The organism is Rhodopseudomonas pentothenatexigens (assembly GCF_900218015.1).
Lineage (GTDB): Bacteria > Pseudomonadota > Alphaproteobacteria > Rhizobiales > Xanthobacteraceae > Rhodopseudomonas > Rhodopseudomonas pentothenatexigens.
The window spans coordinates 21,245-36,303 of the sequence record NZ_UFQQ01000014.1 but is presented as its reverse complement, the minus strand read 5'-3'; the positions used below and the strand labels follow the sequence as shown (position 1 = coordinate 36,303).

Genomic DNA, 15,059 nt, shown 5'->3' with positions numbered 1-15,059 from the left:
CTAAGACTAAGTCGCGTCGGGAGAGATCGGCCCCATTCTTCAGTGGAGGGGGCCGGCGCCGAAGGAGCAACCGCCCCGGAAACTCTCAGGCAAACGGACCGCGCGGCTGGATGACATCTGGAAAGAGACCCTGCCGGGCAATCCCGGGACGGGTCCGCCGACGGGATAATGCTCTCAGGCACAGCGACAGATGGGGCTTCGAATGGTGACGAGAAATCGGTCTCGGGAACCTTGGGAGCCTGGACATGCTGGCGGGTGACGACACCCAATCCTTGAAACGTACGCCGCTCTATGCGCTGCATCTGGCCCGCGGCGGCAAGATGGTGCCCTTTGCCGGCTACGACATGCCGGTACAGTACCCGCCAGGCGTGCTGAAGGAACATCTCCACACCCGCGCAGCCGCCGGCCTGTTCGACGTCTCGCATATGGGTCAGATCGAGCTGCGGGCAAAGTCCGGCAGGCTCGAAGACGCCGCCCACGCGCTGGAAAGGCTGATCCCGCAGGACATCTTGGCGCTGCCTCCCGGCCGCCAGCGCTATGCGCAATTCACCAATGAAACCGGCGGGATTCTCGACGACCTGATGGTCACCAATCTCGGCGACCGGCTGTTTCTGGTGGTCAACGCCGCTTGCAAGGCCGAGGACGAGGCGCACCTGCGCGCGCATTTGTCGGACACCTGCGAGGTCACTGCGCTGACCGATCGCGCGCTGATCGCGCTGCAGGGTCCAAAGGCCGAAGCCGCGCTGGCGAAATTCTGTGCAGACGTCACCACGATGAAGTTCATGGATGTCGCCGAGCTGAGCCTCGACGGCCTTGCCTGCATCGTGTCGCGCTCCGGCTACACCGGCGAAGACGGCTTCGAGATCTCGGTGCCCGCCGACGGCGCCGAACGGCTTGCGGCCGCGCTGCTCGACAACCCGGACGTGCTGCCGATCGGGCTCGGTGCCCGCGACAGCCTGCGCCTGGAGGCTGGGCTGTGCCTGTACGGCCACGATATCGACACCACGACGACGCCGGTCGAAGCGGCGTTGAGCTGGTCGATCCAAAAGAGCCGGCGCAATGGCGGTGCCCGTTCTGGCGGCTTCGCCGGCGCGTCGGCGATTCTCAGCCAGCTCGATGGCGGCACCGCGCGGCTGCGCGTTGGATTGCGGCCCGAGGGCCGCGCCCCGGTGCGTGAAAACGCGCCGCTGTTCGCCAGCGCCGATTCGGCCGAGCCGGTCGGCACGGTCACCTCCGGCGGCTTCGGGCCGAGCCTGAATGCACCGGTGGCGATGGGCTATCTGCCGTCTGCGCTGGCCAGGCGCGGCACCGTCGTTTTCGCCGAAGTACGCGGCCAGCGTCTGCCGCTGCGCGTCGCCGCCATGCCGTTCGTTCCGAACACCTACAAGCGCTGAGGACTTGTCATGACCACGCTCTACACCCCCGATCATGAATGGCTGAAGATCGAGGGCGACGTCGCCACGATCGGCATCACCGACTACGCCCAGGAACAGCTCGGCGACGTGGTTTTTGTCGAGCTGCCGAAAGTCGGCCGCGCCGTGAAGAAAGCTGAAGCCGCCGCCGTGGTCGAGTCGGTGAAGGCGGCCTCTGACGTCTACGCGCCGATCACTGGTGAAGTGCTCGAAGTCAACGAGACGCTCGGCACCGAGCCCGGCCTGGTGAATTCCGACGCCGGCGGCGCTGCGTGGTTCTTCAAGCTGAAGATCGCCGACAAGAGTGAACTCGACGGTCTGATGGACGAGGCGGCCTATAAGGCCCACACGGCTTAGTCGTCATGCCCGGCCTTGTGCCGGGCATCCACGTCTTGAGACGTGGTGATCGATGCAAGACGTGGATGGCCGGGACGAGCCCGGCCATGACGAGTTGATGATCGCTTGAACACTGAAGAAGCCGCAGAGCATGCCAAGGGCACTCAGTTCGGCTTCACGACGCAGGAGCCTCGCATGCCGCATCGCCGACCGATCGACGCCGCCAACGACTTCGTGCGTCGGCATATCGGGCCCTCGCCGCAGGACATCGCGGCGATGCTGGCGACCGCCAGCGCCGGCAGCCTAGAGCAGCTCGTCGCCGAGACGCTGCCTTATGCGATCCGGCATCGCGAGCCGCTGAAGCTCGGCGCACCGCTGACCGAGAGCGAGGCGCTGGCGCATATGAGCGAACTCGCCGCGCAGAACCAAGTCTTCACCTCGCTGATCGGCCAGGGCTATTACGGCACCATCCTGCCGACCGTGATCCAACGCAATATTCTGGAAAACCCCGCCTGGTACACGGCCTACACGCCGTATCAACCGGAGATCAGCCAGGGCCGGCTGGAAGCGTTGTTCAACTTCCAGACGATGATCTGCGACCTCACCGGGCTCGACGTCGCCAACGCCTCACTGCTCGACGAGGGCACCGCCGCAGCGGAAGCAATGGCGCTCGCCGAACGCGCGGCGGCCAAGAACACCAAGGCGTTCTTCGTCGATGCCGACACTCATCCGCAGACCATCGCGGTGCTACGCACCCGCGCCGAGCCGCTCGGCTGGACCATCATCGTCGGCGATCCGGAGACCGAACTGGAAGGCGCCGACGTGTTCGGCGCGCTGCTGCAATATCCCGGCTCGTCGGGGCGTTTGAGCGATCCCCGCGCGGTGATCGCGGCGCTGCGCCAAAAGGGCGCGCTGGCCGTGGTCTCCGCCGATCTGCTTGCGCTGACGCTGATCACTCCGCCCGGTGAACTCGGCGCCGACATCGCGATCGGCTCGGCGCAGCGCTTCGGGGTGCCGATGGGCTATGGCGGACCGCATGCCGGCTATATGGCGGTGCGCGACAGCCTGAAGCGCAGCCTGCCCGGCCGGATCGTCGGGCTGTCGATCGACAGCCACGGCCAGCCGGCCTACCGGCTGGCGCTGCAGACCCGCGAACAGCACATCCGCCGCGAAAAGGCGACCTCCAACATCTGCACCGCGCAGGTGCTGCTGGCGGTGATCAACGCGATGTACGCGGTGTATCACGGTCCCGACGGCCTAGCCGCGATCGCGCGTCGCGTCCACCGGCGCACCGCGGTGCTGGCGGCCGGCCTGAAGCAGCTCGGCTTCGCGCCCACCCACGACAGCTACTTCGACACGCTGACCATCGAGGTCGGCGACCGCCGTGACGGCATCGTGGCGCGCGCAGAAGCCGACAGGATCAACCTGCGGATCAACACCACCTCGCTCGGCATTTCGCTCGACGAGACCACCACGCCGGCGATTGTCGAGGCGCTCTGGCGGGCGTTCGGCGGATCGCTGGACTACGCCGCGGTTGAACACGCGACGGGCGAAGCGCTCGGCACCGCGCTGCCGGCGACGCTGAAGCGGACAAGTGATTATCTGACGCAAGCCGCGTTTCAGGACTATCGCTCCGAAACCGAACTGCTGCGCTACATGCGCAAGCTGTCCGACCGCGATCTCGCGCTCGACCGCGCGATGATTCCGCTCGGCTCCTGCACCATGAAGCTGAACGCCACCACCGAGATGATGCCGCTGACCTGGCCCGCATTCGGCAGCCTGCATCCGTTCGTGCCGAAGTCCCAGGCGGCCGGCTATCACGCACTGTTCGCGCGGCTGGAAAGCTGGCTGGCCGAGATTACCGGCTACGATGCGGTGTCGCTGCAGCCGAATTCCGGCGCGCAGGGCGAATATGCCGGGCTGCTGGCGATCCGCGGCTATCACCTGTCGCGCGGCGAACCGCACCGCAAGATCTGCCTGATCCCGTCCTCCGCGCACGGCACCAATCCGGCGTCCGCCGCGATGGCCGGCATGGACGTGGTGGTGGTGGCCTGTAACGCCCATGGCGACGTCGACGTTGACGACCTGCGCGCCAAGGCCGAGGCGCATTCGGCCAACCTCGCCGCGGTGATGATCACCTATCCGTCGACCCACGGCGTGTTCGAGGAACACATCCGCGACATCTGCGACATCGTCCACGCCCATGGCGGCCAGGTGTATCTCGACGGCGCCAATCTCAACGCGCAGGTCGGCCTCGCCCGGCCCGGCGATTACGGCGCCGACGTCAGCCATCTCAATCTGCACAAGACGTTCTGCATTCCGCACGGCGGCGGCGGTCCGGGCATGGGCCCGATCGGCGTGCGCGCGCATCTGGCGCCGTTCCTGCCCGGCCATCCGGCCGAGGGCGAGCCGACCTCGGGCGTCCTGCACGGCGGCGGCACAGTGTCGGCGGCGCCGTGGGGCTCGGCGTCGATCCTGACGATCTCCTACATCTACATCCTGATGATGGGCGCATCGGGGCTGAAGCGCGCCACCGAGATCGCGATTCTCAACGCCAATTACATCGCAGCAAAGCTGCAGCCGCATTTTCCGGTGCTGTATCGCAACCAGCGCGGACGGGTTGCGCACGAATGCATCGTCGATCCGCGGGCGCTCAAAACCAGCGCCGGGGTCACCGTCGACGACATCGCCAAGCGGCTGATCGACTACGGCTTCCACGCCCCGACGATGAGCTTCCCGGTGCCGGGCACGCTGATGATCGAGCCGACCGAGTCGGAATCGAAGGCCGAGATCGACCGCTTCTGCGACGCCATGATCGCGATCCGCCGCGAGATCGCGCAGGTCGAGGACGGCCGCTATCCGATCGAGCAGTCGCCGCTGCGCCACGCCCCCCATACCGCGCACGACGTCACCGCGGCGGAATGGACGCGGCCCTATTCGCGCACCGAAGGCTGCTTTCCGGCGCCGAATTCGCGCACCGACAAATATTGGAGCCCGGTCGGCCGGGTCGACAACGTCTATGGCGACCGCAACCTGATCTGCTCGTGTCCGCCGGTCGAAGACTACGCGCTGGCGGCGGACTACGCGCGAGCCGCGGAGTAGTAAGATCGGTCTTTGAATAGGCAGCATCGCCACGCTGAGGACGTCATCGCCGGGCTCGATCCGCCGATCCATCTTCTTCGCAACTTGCCTCGGTTCATCGCGCTGCGCGCGCTATGGATGCGCGGGTCGAGCCCGGCGATGACGTCTGTTTGAGAACAGCGTTTCAGCACAGCATCTTCAGTCTCCAGCAGCAATCAAGCCGTCCCAAAACGGATGCGGCGAGCGCAACGGGCTCCCGGCAACATGGAGCGCTGCACTCGCCGTCTTGAGTTCGCGTCGAAGGCTCGGACCAGACAAAGCCGGACGTGCGGCCGCCCGGCCTTGTGCGGCTTATTCCTCGACCGGCTCCTCGCCGTCGGAATCGCTCTCCGGAGAGCCGGCGAGAATCTGCTCGGCGATCAGCCCGGAGTTCTGCCGGATCGCCGCCTCGATCTTGGCGGTCATGTCCGGGTTGGCGCGCAGAAACGCCTTGGCGTTCTCGCGACCCTGACCGAGCCGCTGGCTGTCGTGCGAGAACCAGGCACCCGACTTCTCGACGATTCCGGCCTTGACGCCGAGGTCGAGGATTTCGCCCATCTTGGACACACCCTCGCCGTACATGATGTCGAACTCGACCTGCTTGAACGGCGGTGCCAGCTTGTTCTTCACCACCTTGACGCGGGTCTGATTGCCGACCACCTCGTCGCGCTCCTTGATCTGACCGATGCGGCGGATGTCGAGTCGGACCGAGGCGTAGAACTTCAGCGCGTTGCCGCCGGTGGTGGTCTCCGGCGAGCCGTACATCACGCCGATCTTCATCCGGATCTGGTTGATGAAGATCACCATGGTGTTGGACTTGTTGATCGACGCGGTGAGCTTGCGCAGCGCCTGACTCATCAAGCGTGCCTGCAGGCCGGGCAGCGCGTCGCCCATCTCGCCCTCGAGTTCGGCGCGCGGCACCAGCGCCGCCACCGAATCGACGATCAGCACGTCGATCGCGCCGGAGCGCACCAGCGTATCGGCGATCTCCAGCGCCTGCTCGCCGTGGTCGGGCTGCGAGATCAGCAGGTCGTCGACATTGACGCCGAGCTTGCGGGCATAGACCGGATCGAGCGCGTGTTCGGCGTCGACAAACGCGCAAATGCCGCCCTTCTTCTGGGCTTCCGCGACGCAATGCAGCGCCAGCGTGGTCTTGCCGGAGGATTCCGGCCCGTAGATCTCGACGATCCGCCCCTTCGGCAGGCCGCCGACGCCGAGCGCGATGTCGAGCCCGAGCGAGCCCGACGAGATCGTCTCGATGTCCATCGAGCGATCGTTTTTGCCGAGCTTCATCACCGAGCCCTTGCCGAACTGACGTTCGATCTGGGACAGCGCGGCGGAGAGCGCCTTGGATTTGTCCATGGAAGAACCTTCGACGATACGCAATGCGGTGGGGGCAGCCATCAACGTGCTCCTTATGGACGGATTCGCCAAGCGGACAAACAGGCGCCGGTCTCAGCCGGCACAATCACTGTACCCTTTTTGTTCTCAGTTCGCAATATGTTCTTTTTTGCGCGCAGCCTAGATTGGGGGGGAGGACCCGCATGTCGCCCGACGCCTTCAGCCTTTCTCAACCATCCTTCGCCACAACTAATTGGATGGACAGCCTTCTCGCCACTCCCAAGATCCCGGACAAGGTCCGGGTGCTGTGCAGCCGCTGCCGGGTGCCGTTCCGGGAGAAGATCAAGAACATGAGGGACGGGTTTCAGACCCAGTGCCCGAACTGCAACCGGCTGATCACCTTCTCCAGCGATTCGGCCGATCTCGGCGTGCAGCGGGCAATGACCGAGGCGCGGCGGATCCGCAACGGGGCCGCGGCGTCGGCGGTTTACCGGAGCGACGCGGAGCGGCTGTGAACGCCGCCACTCCGACTCAGCGCAGGTTCTGGATGCCCCACATCACCAGCAGCATCGCCGGGACGCAAAGTGCGGCGTAGATTGCCCACTTGGCGAGGCCGGCGCCGATGCGGCGTTTGAAGGCACCGAGCAGCCGATAGGTCGCGACGATCCAAGGCAGGATGATTCCGACCGCGACGGCATCGACCACGTACCAAAAGCTCATCTCTCGATCGTCCTGTGAAGTGACCGTCCGCCAAGCTTTACCGTAGCCGAACCACCTCACCATCCATTCCTTCGGATGAGACCGACGCGCCGGCCGACACGTCAGCGCAGCGTCCGGATTTTCCTGACACCACGTCGTCTTCACCTGCAACTTTCGGACAGGTTTTCAGATCGACAGGCATTTTCTTGCGGACTAGTTTGACCATGCCATCCAGTTCCACGGGAGACCGGAAGCGCCGGACGCACGCGTCGCGATGGCCGCTGCGTCCAACGGGAGCAACGAACAGGAGCACGTCTTGGACAACTTCATCCGCGACGAGAACCTGAAATTATATCGCCGGCTGCTGTCGGAAACCCACGACGAAGACCGCCGGCGGGTTCTGAAACAGTTGATCGCTCAGCTCACCGAGCGTGATCGACGCAGTAGCTTGGGCGGTTCATAACCCGACGGTATTTGATCTCACGCATAGGCAACGCCAAATCCGCGCCGTTAGCCTGATGGCCGTCATTGCCGAGCTTTCTAGAGGTGGGGAGTTTCGACCTTGACCGGAGCCCCGGACACGGCCTCGTTCGGGGCTCCTCGATCTTTGGGACCAAACCGATGCATCGGCAGGTCGGCACGGCAGCGACCAATGCCAACGGATGCGGCGGCGCCGTTGGTGCCACGCCGATGGTGCCGCGCCGATTCCGCATCGGCCGTACGGTCCCAGTGGCGCATCGACGCCATCCGGCAAGCGCCGCGCACCGGCGGCATCGAGCAGCGGGATCGCGTCGGCCAGGTCGGTTTCAATCGAGGCCGAACATGCGCTAGGATTCCGTCGAGCGGCGTCCGGTTCGCCCGCTGTCAGATTCGTCATCGGCCGAGTGCCGCCCAACACCTGGATCAACCAACAAGGAGAGAGGAATGCGCCGGCAGGCCATGCACAGATTTCGGATGGGCACGCTGATCGCACTGGCAGGCGCGGCCATCGCGCTGGCCGGGTGCGGCGAAGGTAGCCGCGGTCCGCAAGGTGAACCGGGGCCGCAAGGTCCTGCTGGCCCGGCCGGTCCAGCCGGCCCGGCGGGCAAAGACGGCGCGTCGATCTCCAGCATCCGCACGGTGTCGTCGACGAGTTGTTCGGCCAATGGATGCCCGACCGCCTGCGAAGCCAACGAGACGCTGGTATCGGCGCTGTGCGTCGGCAACGGCTCGGCCCGGTTCAGCGACAATATCTCGGTCGAGGGCGGCGTGATGACCGCACGCTGCGGCCCCAGCTCGGTACGGATCGAGGTGAGCTGCGCCCGCAAGTAACTCACTCGCCAAATCACCAGGTGAGCAATACAGCACAGGCCGCACGGCATCCCACGCCGGCGGCCTTTTGCTTTTGAGGATCAGAGATTTGGTGGTCTGGCTCTCGTTAGACACCGAGGGCCTGTACCAGATTAAGCTTGCGCCCGATTCATCTGCAATTTACCGGTAAAATGGTACGTTAATTGATCTAGATCAAGCGCCCGAACGGCCAAGCCCGGCAATTCGTCTACAGAACTTAAGGCGGAACCGGCCTTCCAATGGCGCATGTGCTTTATCAGTGTCCCCGGACCGGGATGAAGGTCCAGGCTTGGCTGCAGGAAGACCCCGGAAGCTCGGCGCAGACCACCTTCGAGCTGGTGCACTGTCCGGCCTGTGCGCAGATGCACTTCGTCGACCGCCGCACCGGCGGCCTGCTCGGCGACAAGAACAAGTCGAAATAATCGATTGGCTCCGGAGTTCGATCACTCCGGCTTGCGGGCGAGTTCCACCGCCAGCGGACGGTCGGGCAGCACCGCGTTGCGCAGCGTCGGATGCACTTCGATGCGGCCGTTGTAGTCGATGAAGCCAGCCTTGCGGAACTTGTTCATGAAGTAGCTTACGCGGGAGCGCGTGGTGCCGATCATCTCCGCCAACGTCTCCTGGCTGATCTCGATCGGTACCGGCCGGGAATCCTCGACCGCGTCGGCCAGCAGCAGCAGCAATCGAGCCAACCGCTTCTCGCTGTTGTTGAACAACTGATCGATCAAGTCGTCCTCGACCCGCGAGTTGCGGGCGACAAGGTGGCGGGTAAACAGCTCGCACATCGCCGGTTCGCGCTGCAGCGTCGTCATCATGGTGGCGTTGGTGATGGTTGTGACGGTACATTCTTCCAGCGCAATAGCGGTCGTGCGGCGGCGTTGATCGAGCAGCCCGCTTTCGCCGAAGAACTGTCCAGGTTGGAGGATGGCGACGACTGCGCCTTTGCCCTGCTCCGACATCACCGACAATTTGATGCGGCCGTGCTGGATGTACATCACGCAGTCGGCGGCTTCGTCTTGCGTGAAAATGGTCTGGTTGGTTCGGAATTGCAGAACGGTGCGCCCCGTACCTGCATTGCGAAGAAAGACCTTTGGATCGAACGGCACCTCGCTTGACGACACGTGATATCCTGCGAACGAAAACGAATGATTCAGCCGGAGCCGGCGCGCAGCAAGTCGCGCACGCCGGGGTTCCGTCCGCGCATCATCCTCAAATCGCAGAAAAAATCTGTGCCGTTTTGACCACCTGCCTATCGCGGCGGCAGCGGCCGTCAGACGAGCTTAATTGGCCTGAGGGGCCTTGCGCTTGGCCTTGGGCGGGCTCGCTTCGGCACCGCGGACGCCGCCCCAGGGGTCGTTGGGCGCCTGGGCATCCGGGATCTTACGCAGTGATTCCTGATAGGCCTTCTGCCGGATCGCGTCCTGGGCCTTCTCTTCAGGCGATTTGTGCTGGATTTCCGGTACCAGATTGACGTGCGGCCCCTCGCTCTGGGCAAAGGCCGGACCGGCCAGCAGGGCCAGGACGGCGGCGCCGTGCAGAATCTTCATCGCAAACTCCCTCTCGCCGCAGGCCGCGCCCGGCAGCCGCGCTACAGGCGATCGGACCGACAGGACTTCGGCGATTGCCAGTCCTCCCAGATCGGACCGCATTTGGTGCACCCATTGAGCATGATCGCCGCGACCACCAGGCCGACCACCAACGCCACTCGTCTGACCATCGTGCCCCCTTCGGATGTCGCCGAACTTAAGGGATCGACGGTGTCGTTTTCAAGCCGTGCCGAATCGGGTGGGATGCTGCGAAACGTCGCGAAACACGCGGATAATCAACGGGTCAGGGAGAGACGCATGGCAGGGCAGCAGACGGCGGAGTTCGGCCTCGACGAGGCGCAGCGGATGCTGCGGGAGGCGTTCGCGCCCTGGGTGCTGGAGCTCGGCCTGTCGGTCGAGAGGCTCGAGCTCGATCCGCCGGCCGCCAGCCCTGCCGACTGGCAACCCGGCGCCACCCTGCGGATGGCGTTTTCCGAGCGGCTGTGCCGCAGCGGCGGCGTAGTCTGCGGCCAGGCGCTGATGGCGCTGGCCGACACCGCGATGGTCTTCGCGGTCTGCGCCGGCAACCGCGGTTTCCGGCCGATGACCACGGTCGATCAGACCACGCATTTCCTGAAAGCGGTGGCCTCGACCGACGTGATCGCCGACGCCCGCCTGGTCCGGCTCGGCCGCACCATGAGCTTCGGCCGGGTCACGCTGCTGGGTGCCGCCGACCGCAAGCCTGTGGCGATGGTATCGAGCGCGTTCGCGATGCTGTGAGCGCGCGGGCGCCGGCTCCGGGTGCTTTCCCGGGCCGGCCTCGCGATTTGTCGGAACCGGCGCTTCAGTAACGGCCGCGGCTCGGACCATAACTGCCGCCGCCGCGGCTCGGGCCACCGCCATAGCCGCCGCGGAAGCCGCCGCCGAACTGGATCACCGGCCCCGGCGGCACCGCGTAGATCGGCGGCCGGCGAACCTCCACGACGTCGTCGTCCTCTTCCTCGACATAGACCCGGCTGCGCGACGCCTTCTTGCCGCCGCGCTTGGGCGGGTCGTCGCGTTCGGCCCGGCTCTTGGTCTTTTTCACGTCGGTCTTCTTCGGTTCGACCTTCTGCAGCGCCGGCGGTGTCGGTCCGCACGGGCAGGTCAGCGCCGCCGCGGCGGCCACCGGGGTGGCGAGTGCGGCCGTCGGCACGGCGACCGCGGTGTCCGGCCGGTTGCGCAGCCGTTCGGCGAGCTTGCGTGCGGTCGCGGTCAGATCGCTGGCGGGATACTCGGCCAGGAACGCGGTGTAGGCCGAGCCGGTGTTGACGAGCACCGCCCGGTTCCAGGCCTGCATCCGGCGATGGCGGTCGAGCCAGCGTTTGGCATCCGGCGCGAACGGCGGCTCGGCGTACAGCGACACGAACGCCTCGTAAGCGTCGGCGGAGCCATCGGAGACGATCAGCGCGTTGGCCTGATCGACCGGCTTGCCCTTCAGAAAGCCGCGCCATTCCTCGACCGTGCGCGGCTTCGGCGCCTCACTGTCGCTGGGCGCCGCGGCGGTCACGGTGAAGAACTGGAAGTCGTCGACCAATGAGGAGCTCTCCCACGGCGTCTGGCGGCCCTCGGTCGCCTGATTGACCGCGAGCCGCACCCGCTTGAGGGTATCCTCGATCTTCAGTCCATTCTCGCGCCCGGCCTTCAACAACGCGGTGGTGTACGGACTGTTGGTGCCATTGCCGTCCTCGGCCTCGGCGCCCGGCGACGTCGAATACGACAGCAGAGTGCCCGGCGCGCCGGACTTGGTATCGACCAGTGCCAGCCCCTGGCCGGTGGTCTTGTTGATGCTCGGGAACGGATTGTTGCGGCAGGCATCGAGCATGATGATCCGGGTCTTGCTCGGCACCGAGCTCAGCGTGTTGAGCACGTCGTTGAGCCGCACTGCCTGCAGCGGAATATCGGCCTCACGCTTGGGATCGACGTCGACCGGGATCAGATAGTTCTCGCCGTCGACCTGGATGCCGTGGCCGGCGTAGAACATCAGCGCCACGGTGTCGGGCCCCTTGGATGCGACCGCCGCGGCGAAATCACCGAGCTTGGCACGCAGCTCGTTCTGGCCGAGATCGGTGGCTTCGATCACCTCGAAGCCGGCATCGCCCAGCAGGGTTCCGATCGCCTTGGCATCGTTCACCGGATTGGGCAGCGGCGGCACCGCCCGATAGGCCGACTGTCCTATCACCAGCGCGACCCGGGTTTCCGCCGCGACCGCAGCGGCTCCAAACAGCACCGTCGCGGCCAGCGCCGCGGTTGTCAGCATCGCGCGTCGCATGGCGCCTCCTTGTCCAGCCGATATCGGCTTTTGGTCGCCCGCGCGGGCATTCGGGTTCAGCGCCGCGACGTGGCAAATCGACACCCGCGCCGCACGCCGGGAAAGCTGCGGTTAACACTATCGGCAGATTGCGCCTCGGACGCCAAGGCGATGTTGAGGGTGCGCGGTTAGGCTGAGGATCCGCGCGCCGCTCTCGAGCGATCGGCGCGCCCCACAGCGCAGGACCGACAGCTTTGGCCGACACCTTCCCCGCCACGCCCCTGGCGCATCGCCGTTCCGGCGCCGCGACGCGGCCGGCACAGCCGGGCGTACTGCCGGGCGTCGCGGCAATCGACCAAGCGGCCTGGTGTGATCTGGCGACACGGGTGATCGAACCGAACGGTTACTACCTGCCGGACTGGGTGATTGCAGCGAATGGCGATCATGCCGCACCGCGTGCGCTGACCGCGCACGATTCCGTCGGCCGGCTGATCGGCCTCGTCCCGGTGATCTCGTGCTGGCGCGCGTTCCGCCTGCCGCTGCCGGCACTGGTGTCGGCCGATCCGTTCCGTTCGCTGGACACGCCATTGCTCGATCGAGACGCCGCTGACGACGCCGCTGCGAAACTGCTGGCGCAGGCTCGCGCCACCGGTGACCGCGCGCTGGTGCTGCGCGACGTCGCCCGCGACGGCCAAGCGGTGGCGGCCTTCACCCGCGCGCTCGCCGCGGACGGCCTTCGCCCGCGGCTGATCCGCGGCTGGACCCGCGCCAGCCTCGACGCCACGCGGGACGCCGAAGAGCTGCTGCGTGATGGCCTCGGCGCCAAGAAGCTCAAGGAGTTGCGCCGGCTGGAACGGCGTCTCGGCGAACACGGCGAGGTGCGGTTCGCCGTCGCCCGCAGCGCGGACGAGGCGGCACATGCCTTCGACGTGTTTCTCGCCCTGGAAGACAGCGGCTGGAAGGGCCGCGGCGGCAGCTCGCTGAAGCGGCAGCCGGAACTGGCCGCCCGGTTGCGCAGCGCCGCTGTCGCGCTGGCCTCGCGCGGTCAATGCGAAGTGATCACATTGTCGGCCGGCACGACGCCGGTCGCAGCCGGCATCGTGCTGCGCCACGGCGACTGGGCCTATTTCTTCAAGCTCGGGATCGACGAGAGTTTTGCGCGCTGTTCGCCCGGCGTGCTGCTGACCCTGGCGCTGACGCGGCATCTGTGCGCCGATCCGCAGATCAGCTTCGCCGACTCCACCGCCAGCGCCCGGCATCCGATGATCGATCCGATCTGGCGCGGCCGGTTCGCGGTCGGCGATCTGGTGCTGCCGCTGCGCAAGCGCGATCCGCTGTTCGCACCGATCGTCGCGGCGCTGACGGCGCGCGACCGGTTGCGGCACGTCGCCAAGCGGCTGCTGAAACGCTGATTACTCCGCGGCTTCGGCGTTGAGCTCCGCCGACAGCTTGCGGATGGCGCGGGCGATCAGCGCCGGCTCCTGCGCGCCGGACACCGCGTATTGATGCATGAACACGTAGGTCGGCACGCCGGAGATGCCTTTCTCGGCGGCTTCCTGCGCCTGCGCCGAGACGTCCTCGACGTCCTGATCGGTGGCGAGCCGGGCGCGGATGTCGTCCGCATCGAGCCCGCATTCCGCCGCGGCCTGCACCAGCACCTCGGGGTCAGTGAGATCGCCGCCGTCGCGGAAGTACAATTCCATCAGGCGCTGCTTCATCGCCGGCCCCTGCCCGATCGCGTTCGCCCAATGGATCAGGCGATGGCAATCGATCGTATTCGGCTGCCGCTGCACCCGCTCGGGATGATACTCCAGACCTTCCTGCGCGGCGGCCTCGGCGATCCGGCCGGCGATTTCCTTGTAGCGCTCCGGCGATCCGAATTTCTTGGTCAGATACTCGTCGCGGCCAATGCCCTCGCGCGGCACCCAGGGATTGAGGAAGAACGGCCGGTAGGTCAGCTCGACCGGCACCTCCGGCGCCAATGCGATCGCCTGTTCGATGCGCTTCTTGCCGATGTAGCACCACGGGCAGACGACGTCGGACACTACGTCGATCGTCAGCGGCTTCAGCGTACTCATCGGCGTCTCCTCGTTGTCGTTTCCGGCACCCTCCCACACAGATGGGGCGCAGGCAACGCCCGACAAGGCGGATCAGAGCCGCTCGGCGAGCTCGCGCAATCGCGCCCCTGTGATCGCATCGGCGGGGAAGAAGGTCTCGATCGCGATCTCCGACAGCGTGACGTCGATCGGGGTGCCGAACACCATGGTGGTGGAGATGAAGCTCAGCACTGCATCGCCGAGCTGCAGGCGAAACGGCACCGCGACCGCATCCGGCGCGATTGGCGCGGCACGCGCCGGCACCGGATAGGTTTTCAGTTCCTCGTACAGCGCGATCAGCTTGGGGTCGGCGCTGGTCTCGCATTGCGCGTGCAACCGCTCCAAGAGATGCGCGCACCATTCGCCGAGATTGGCGGTGCGCGCCGCCAGACCTTCCGGATGGAACGACAGCCGCAGCACGTTGAGCGGTGGCGCCAACAGATGCGATGCGACGCCCTCCAGCATCGGCGCCACCATGCGGTTGGCGGAAACCAGGTTCCAATGACGATCGACCGCCAGCGCCGGGTTCGGTTCGTGCGCGGCGAGCACCTGATCGACCGCGGCCCGCACCGAGGCAAGGGCCGGATCGTCCAGCGAGCGCTGCGGGAACGCCGGCGCGAAACCGGCCGCGACCAAGAGCACGTTGCGTTCACGCAGCGGCACGTCGAGCCGTTCGGCGAGCCGCAGCACCATCTCGCGCGACGGCGAAGCCCGGCCGGTCTCGACGAACGACAAATGCCGCGCCGAGATTTCCGCGTCGAGCGCGAGATCGAGCTGACTGAGCCGGCGGCGCTGCCGCCATTGCCGCAAGTAATCGCCGATCCGGACCGGCTGCGCGCCGACGGCGGCATTGATCGAAGACACGTTGGTGTTCATGCGCGAAGGCTAACACGCGCGCCGCACAGCATCC

At 66.2% G+C, this 15,059-nt stretch carries 16 protein-coding genes and 1 riboswitch; of the genes, 9 read left to right on the top strand and 7 right to left on the bottom strand.

All coding sequences use genetic code 11. The features are described 5' to 3' along the window. The first annotated feature begins 6 nt into the window (after positions 1 to 6). A riboswitch (glycine riboswitch) is annotated at positions 7 to 111 on the top strand. 134 nt (positions 112 to 245) lie between these two features. The 3 genes from gcvT (at position 246) to gcvP (ending at position 4,850) form a co-directional block, all read left to right on the top strand. Then, on the top strand, positions 246 to 1,394 hold the full coding sequence (gcvT, locus tag DWA33_RS14575) for a glycine cleavage system aminomethyltransferase GcvT (protein ID WP_114358802.1): 1,149 nt from the start codon (positions 246 to 248) through the stop codon (positions 1,392 to 1,394). Between the two features lie 9 nt (positions 1,395 to 1,403). After that, complete coding sequence (gcvH, locus tag DWA33_RS14570; RefSeq protein ID WP_013501273.1) at positions 1,404 to 1,769, top strand: glycine cleavage system protein GcvH; 366 nt, start codon at positions 1,404 to 1,406, stop codon at positions 1,767 to 1,769. Between the two features lie 174 nt (positions 1,770 to 1,943). Continuing rightward, positions 1,944 to 4,850, top strand: coding sequence for an aminomethyl-transferring glycine dehydrogenase (gcvP, locus tag DWA33_RS14565; RefSeq protein WP_114358898.1), 2,907 nt, complete (start codon positions 1,944 to 1,946; stop codon positions 4,848 to 4,850). A 330-nt stretch (positions 4,851 to 5,180) separates the two neighbouring features. Here the strand turns inward: gcvP and recA are convergent, their stop codons facing one another. After that, on the bottom strand, positions 5,181 to 6,272 hold the full coding sequence (gene recA / locus DWA33_RS14560; RefSeq protein ID WP_114358801.1) for a recombinase RecA: 1,092 nt from the start codon (positions 6,270 to 6,272) through the stop codon (positions 5,181 to 5,183). 140 nt (positions 6,273 to 6,412) lie between these two features. On the opposite strand from recA, the gene DWA33_RS14555 reads away from it, so the two are divergent. Next, on the top strand, positions 6,413 to 6,724 hold the full coding sequence (locus DWA33_RS14555) for a hypothetical protein (RefSeq protein WP_244601303.1): 312 nt from the start codon (positions 6,413 to 6,415) through the stop codon (positions 6,722 to 6,724). 16 nt (positions 6,725 to 6,740) lie between these two features. Here DWA33_RS14555 and DWA33_RS14550 read toward each other — a convergent pair whose 3' ends face one another. Continuing rightward, entirely contained in the window at positions 6,741 to 6,929 is a 189-nt protein-coding gene (locus DWA33_RS14550; protein WP_114358799.1) for a hypothetical protein, read from the bottom strand. 295 nt (positions 6,930 to 7,224) lie between these two features. Here DWA33_RS14550 and DWA33_RS25245 point away from each other — a divergent pair, with 295 nt between their 5' ends. The 3 genes from DWA33_RS25245 (at position 7,225) to DWA33_RS14535 (ending at position 8,659) form a co-directional block, all read left to right on the top strand. Next, positions 7,225 to 7,371, top strand: a complete 147-nt coding sequence (locus DWA33_RS25245) for a ferritin family protein (protein WP_167443216.1) — start codon at positions 7,225 to 7,227, stop codon at positions 7,369 to 7,371. Between the two features lie 461 nt (positions 7,372 to 7,832). Continuing rightward, on the top strand, positions 7,833 to 8,219 hold the full coding sequence (locus tag DWA33_RS14540; protein WP_114358797.1) for a hypothetical protein: 387 nt from the start codon (positions 7,833 to 7,835) through the stop codon (positions 8,217 to 8,219). A 293-nt stretch (positions 8,220 to 8,512) separates the two neighbouring features. Beyond that, positions 8,513 to 8,659 (top strand): hypothetical protein, encoded by a 147-nt coding sequence (locus DWA33_RS14535; RefSeq protein ID WP_244601302.1) that lies wholly within the window; start codon positions 8,513 to 8,515, stop codon positions 8,657 to 8,659. A 21-nt stretch (positions 8,660 to 8,680) separates the two neighbouring features. Here DWA33_RS14535 and DWA33_RS14530 read toward each other — a convergent pair whose 3' ends face one another. Further along, positions 8,681 to 9,358, bottom strand: a complete 678-nt coding sequence (locus DWA33_RS14530; protein WP_114358795.1) for a Crp/Fnr family transcriptional regulator — start codon at positions 9,356 to 9,358, stop codon at positions 8,681 to 8,683. Positions 9,359 to 9,517: 159 nt separating this feature from the next. Further along, on the bottom strand, positions 9,518 to 9,784 hold the full coding sequence (locus DWA33_RS14525) for a hypothetical protein (RefSeq protein ID WP_114358794.1): 267 nt from the start codon (positions 9,782 to 9,784) through the stop codon (positions 9,518 to 9,520). Between the two features lie 297 nt (positions 9,785 to 10,081). On the opposite strand from DWA33_RS14525, the gene DWA33_RS14515 reads away from it, so the two are divergent. Then, positions 10,082 to 10,543, top strand: coding sequence for a PaaI family thioesterase (locus tag DWA33_RS14515; protein ID WP_114358792.1), 462 nt, complete (start codon positions 10,082 to 10,084; stop codon positions 10,541 to 10,543). Between the two features lie 64 nt (positions 10,544 to 10,607). Here DWA33_RS14515 and DWA33_RS14510 read toward each other — a convergent pair whose 3' ends face one another. After that, the gene (locus DWA33_RS14510; RefSeq protein ID WP_114358791.1) at positions 10,608 to 12,074 is read right to left on the bottom strand and encodes a caspase family protein; all 1,467 of its coding nucleotides are present in this window, start codon (positions 12,072 to 12,074) and stop codon (positions 10,608 to 10,610) included. A 233-nt stretch (positions 12,075 to 12,307) separates the two neighbouring features. On the opposite strand from DWA33_RS14510, the gene DWA33_RS14505 reads away from it, so the two are divergent. Then, the gene (locus tag DWA33_RS14505; RefSeq protein ID WP_114358790.1) at positions 12,308 to 13,465 is read left to right on the top strand and encodes a GNAT family N-acetyltransferase; all 1,158 of its coding nucleotides are present in this window, start codon (positions 12,308 to 12,310) and stop codon (positions 13,463 to 13,465) included. Here the strand turns inward: DWA33_RS14505 and DWA33_RS14500 are convergent, their stop codons facing one another. Together DWA33_RS14500 and DWA33_RS14495 are read right to left on the bottom strand one after the other, a co-directional pair. Beyond that, complete coding sequence (locus tag DWA33_RS14500) at positions 13,466 to 14,131, bottom strand: DsbA family oxidoreductase (RefSeq protein ID WP_114358897.1); 666 nt, start codon at positions 14,129 to 14,131, stop codon at positions 13,466 to 13,468. A 72-nt stretch (positions 14,132 to 14,203) separates the two neighbouring features. Then, entirely contained in the window at positions 14,204 to 15,025 is an 822-nt protein-coding gene (locus tag DWA33_RS14495; RefSeq protein WP_114358789.1) for a helix-turn-helix domain-containing protein, read from the bottom strand. Between the last annotated feature and the right edge of the window lie 34 nt (positions 15,026 to 15,059).

Bases quoted from the DNA above. Each gene is read 5' to 3' on its own strand.
- gcvT (WP_114358802.1), top strand. From the start codon at position 246: ATGCTGGCGGGTGACGACACCCAATCCTTGAAACGTACGCCGCTCTAT.
- gcvH (WP_013501273.1), top strand. From the start codon at position 1,404: ATGACCACGCTCTACACCCCCGATCATGAATGGCTGAAGATCGAGGGC.
- gcvP (WP_114358898.1), top strand. From the start codon at position 1,944: ATGCCGCATCGCCGACCGATCGACGCCGCCAACGACTTCGTGCGTCGG.
- recA (WP_114358801.1), bottom strand. From the start codon at position 6,272: ATGGCTGCCCCCACCGCATTGCGTATCGTCGAAGGTTCTTCCATGGAC.
- DWA33_RS14555 (WP_244601303.1), top strand. From the start codon at position 6,413: ATGTCGCCCGACGCCTTCAGCCTTTCTCAACCATCCTTCGCCACAACT.
- DWA33_RS14550 (WP_114358799.1), bottom strand. From the start codon at position 6,929: ATGAGCTTTTGGTACGTGGTCGATGCCGTCGCGGTCGGAATCATCCTG.
- DWA33_RS14540 (WP_114358797.1), top strand. From the start codon at position 7,833: ATGCGCCGGCAGGCCATGCACAGATTTCGGATGGGCACGCTGATCGCA.
- DWA33_RS14535 (WP_244601302.1), top strand. From the start codon at position 8,513: ATGAAGGTCCAGGCTTGGCTGCAGGAAGACCCCGGAAGCTCGGCGCAG.
- DWA33_RS14525 (WP_114358794.1), bottom strand. From the start codon at position 9,784: ATGAAGATTCTGCACGGCGCCGCCGTCCTGGCCCTGCTGGCCGGTCCG.
- DWA33_RS14515 (WP_114358792.1), top strand. From the start codon at position 10,082: ATGGCAGGGCAGCAGACGGCGGAGTTCGGCCTCGACGAGGCGCAGCGG.
- DWA33_RS14510 (WP_114358791.1), bottom strand. From the start codon at position 12,074: ATGCGACGCGCGATGCTGACAACCGCGGCGCTGGCCGCGACGGTGCTG.
- DWA33_RS14500 (WP_114358897.1), bottom strand. From the start codon at position 14,131: ATGAGTACGCTGAAGCCGCTGACGATCGACGTAGTGTCCGACGTCGTC.
- DWA33_RS14495 (WP_114358789.1), bottom strand. From the start codon at position 15,025: ATGAACACCAACGTGTCTTCGATCAATGCCGCCGTCGGCGCGCAGCCG.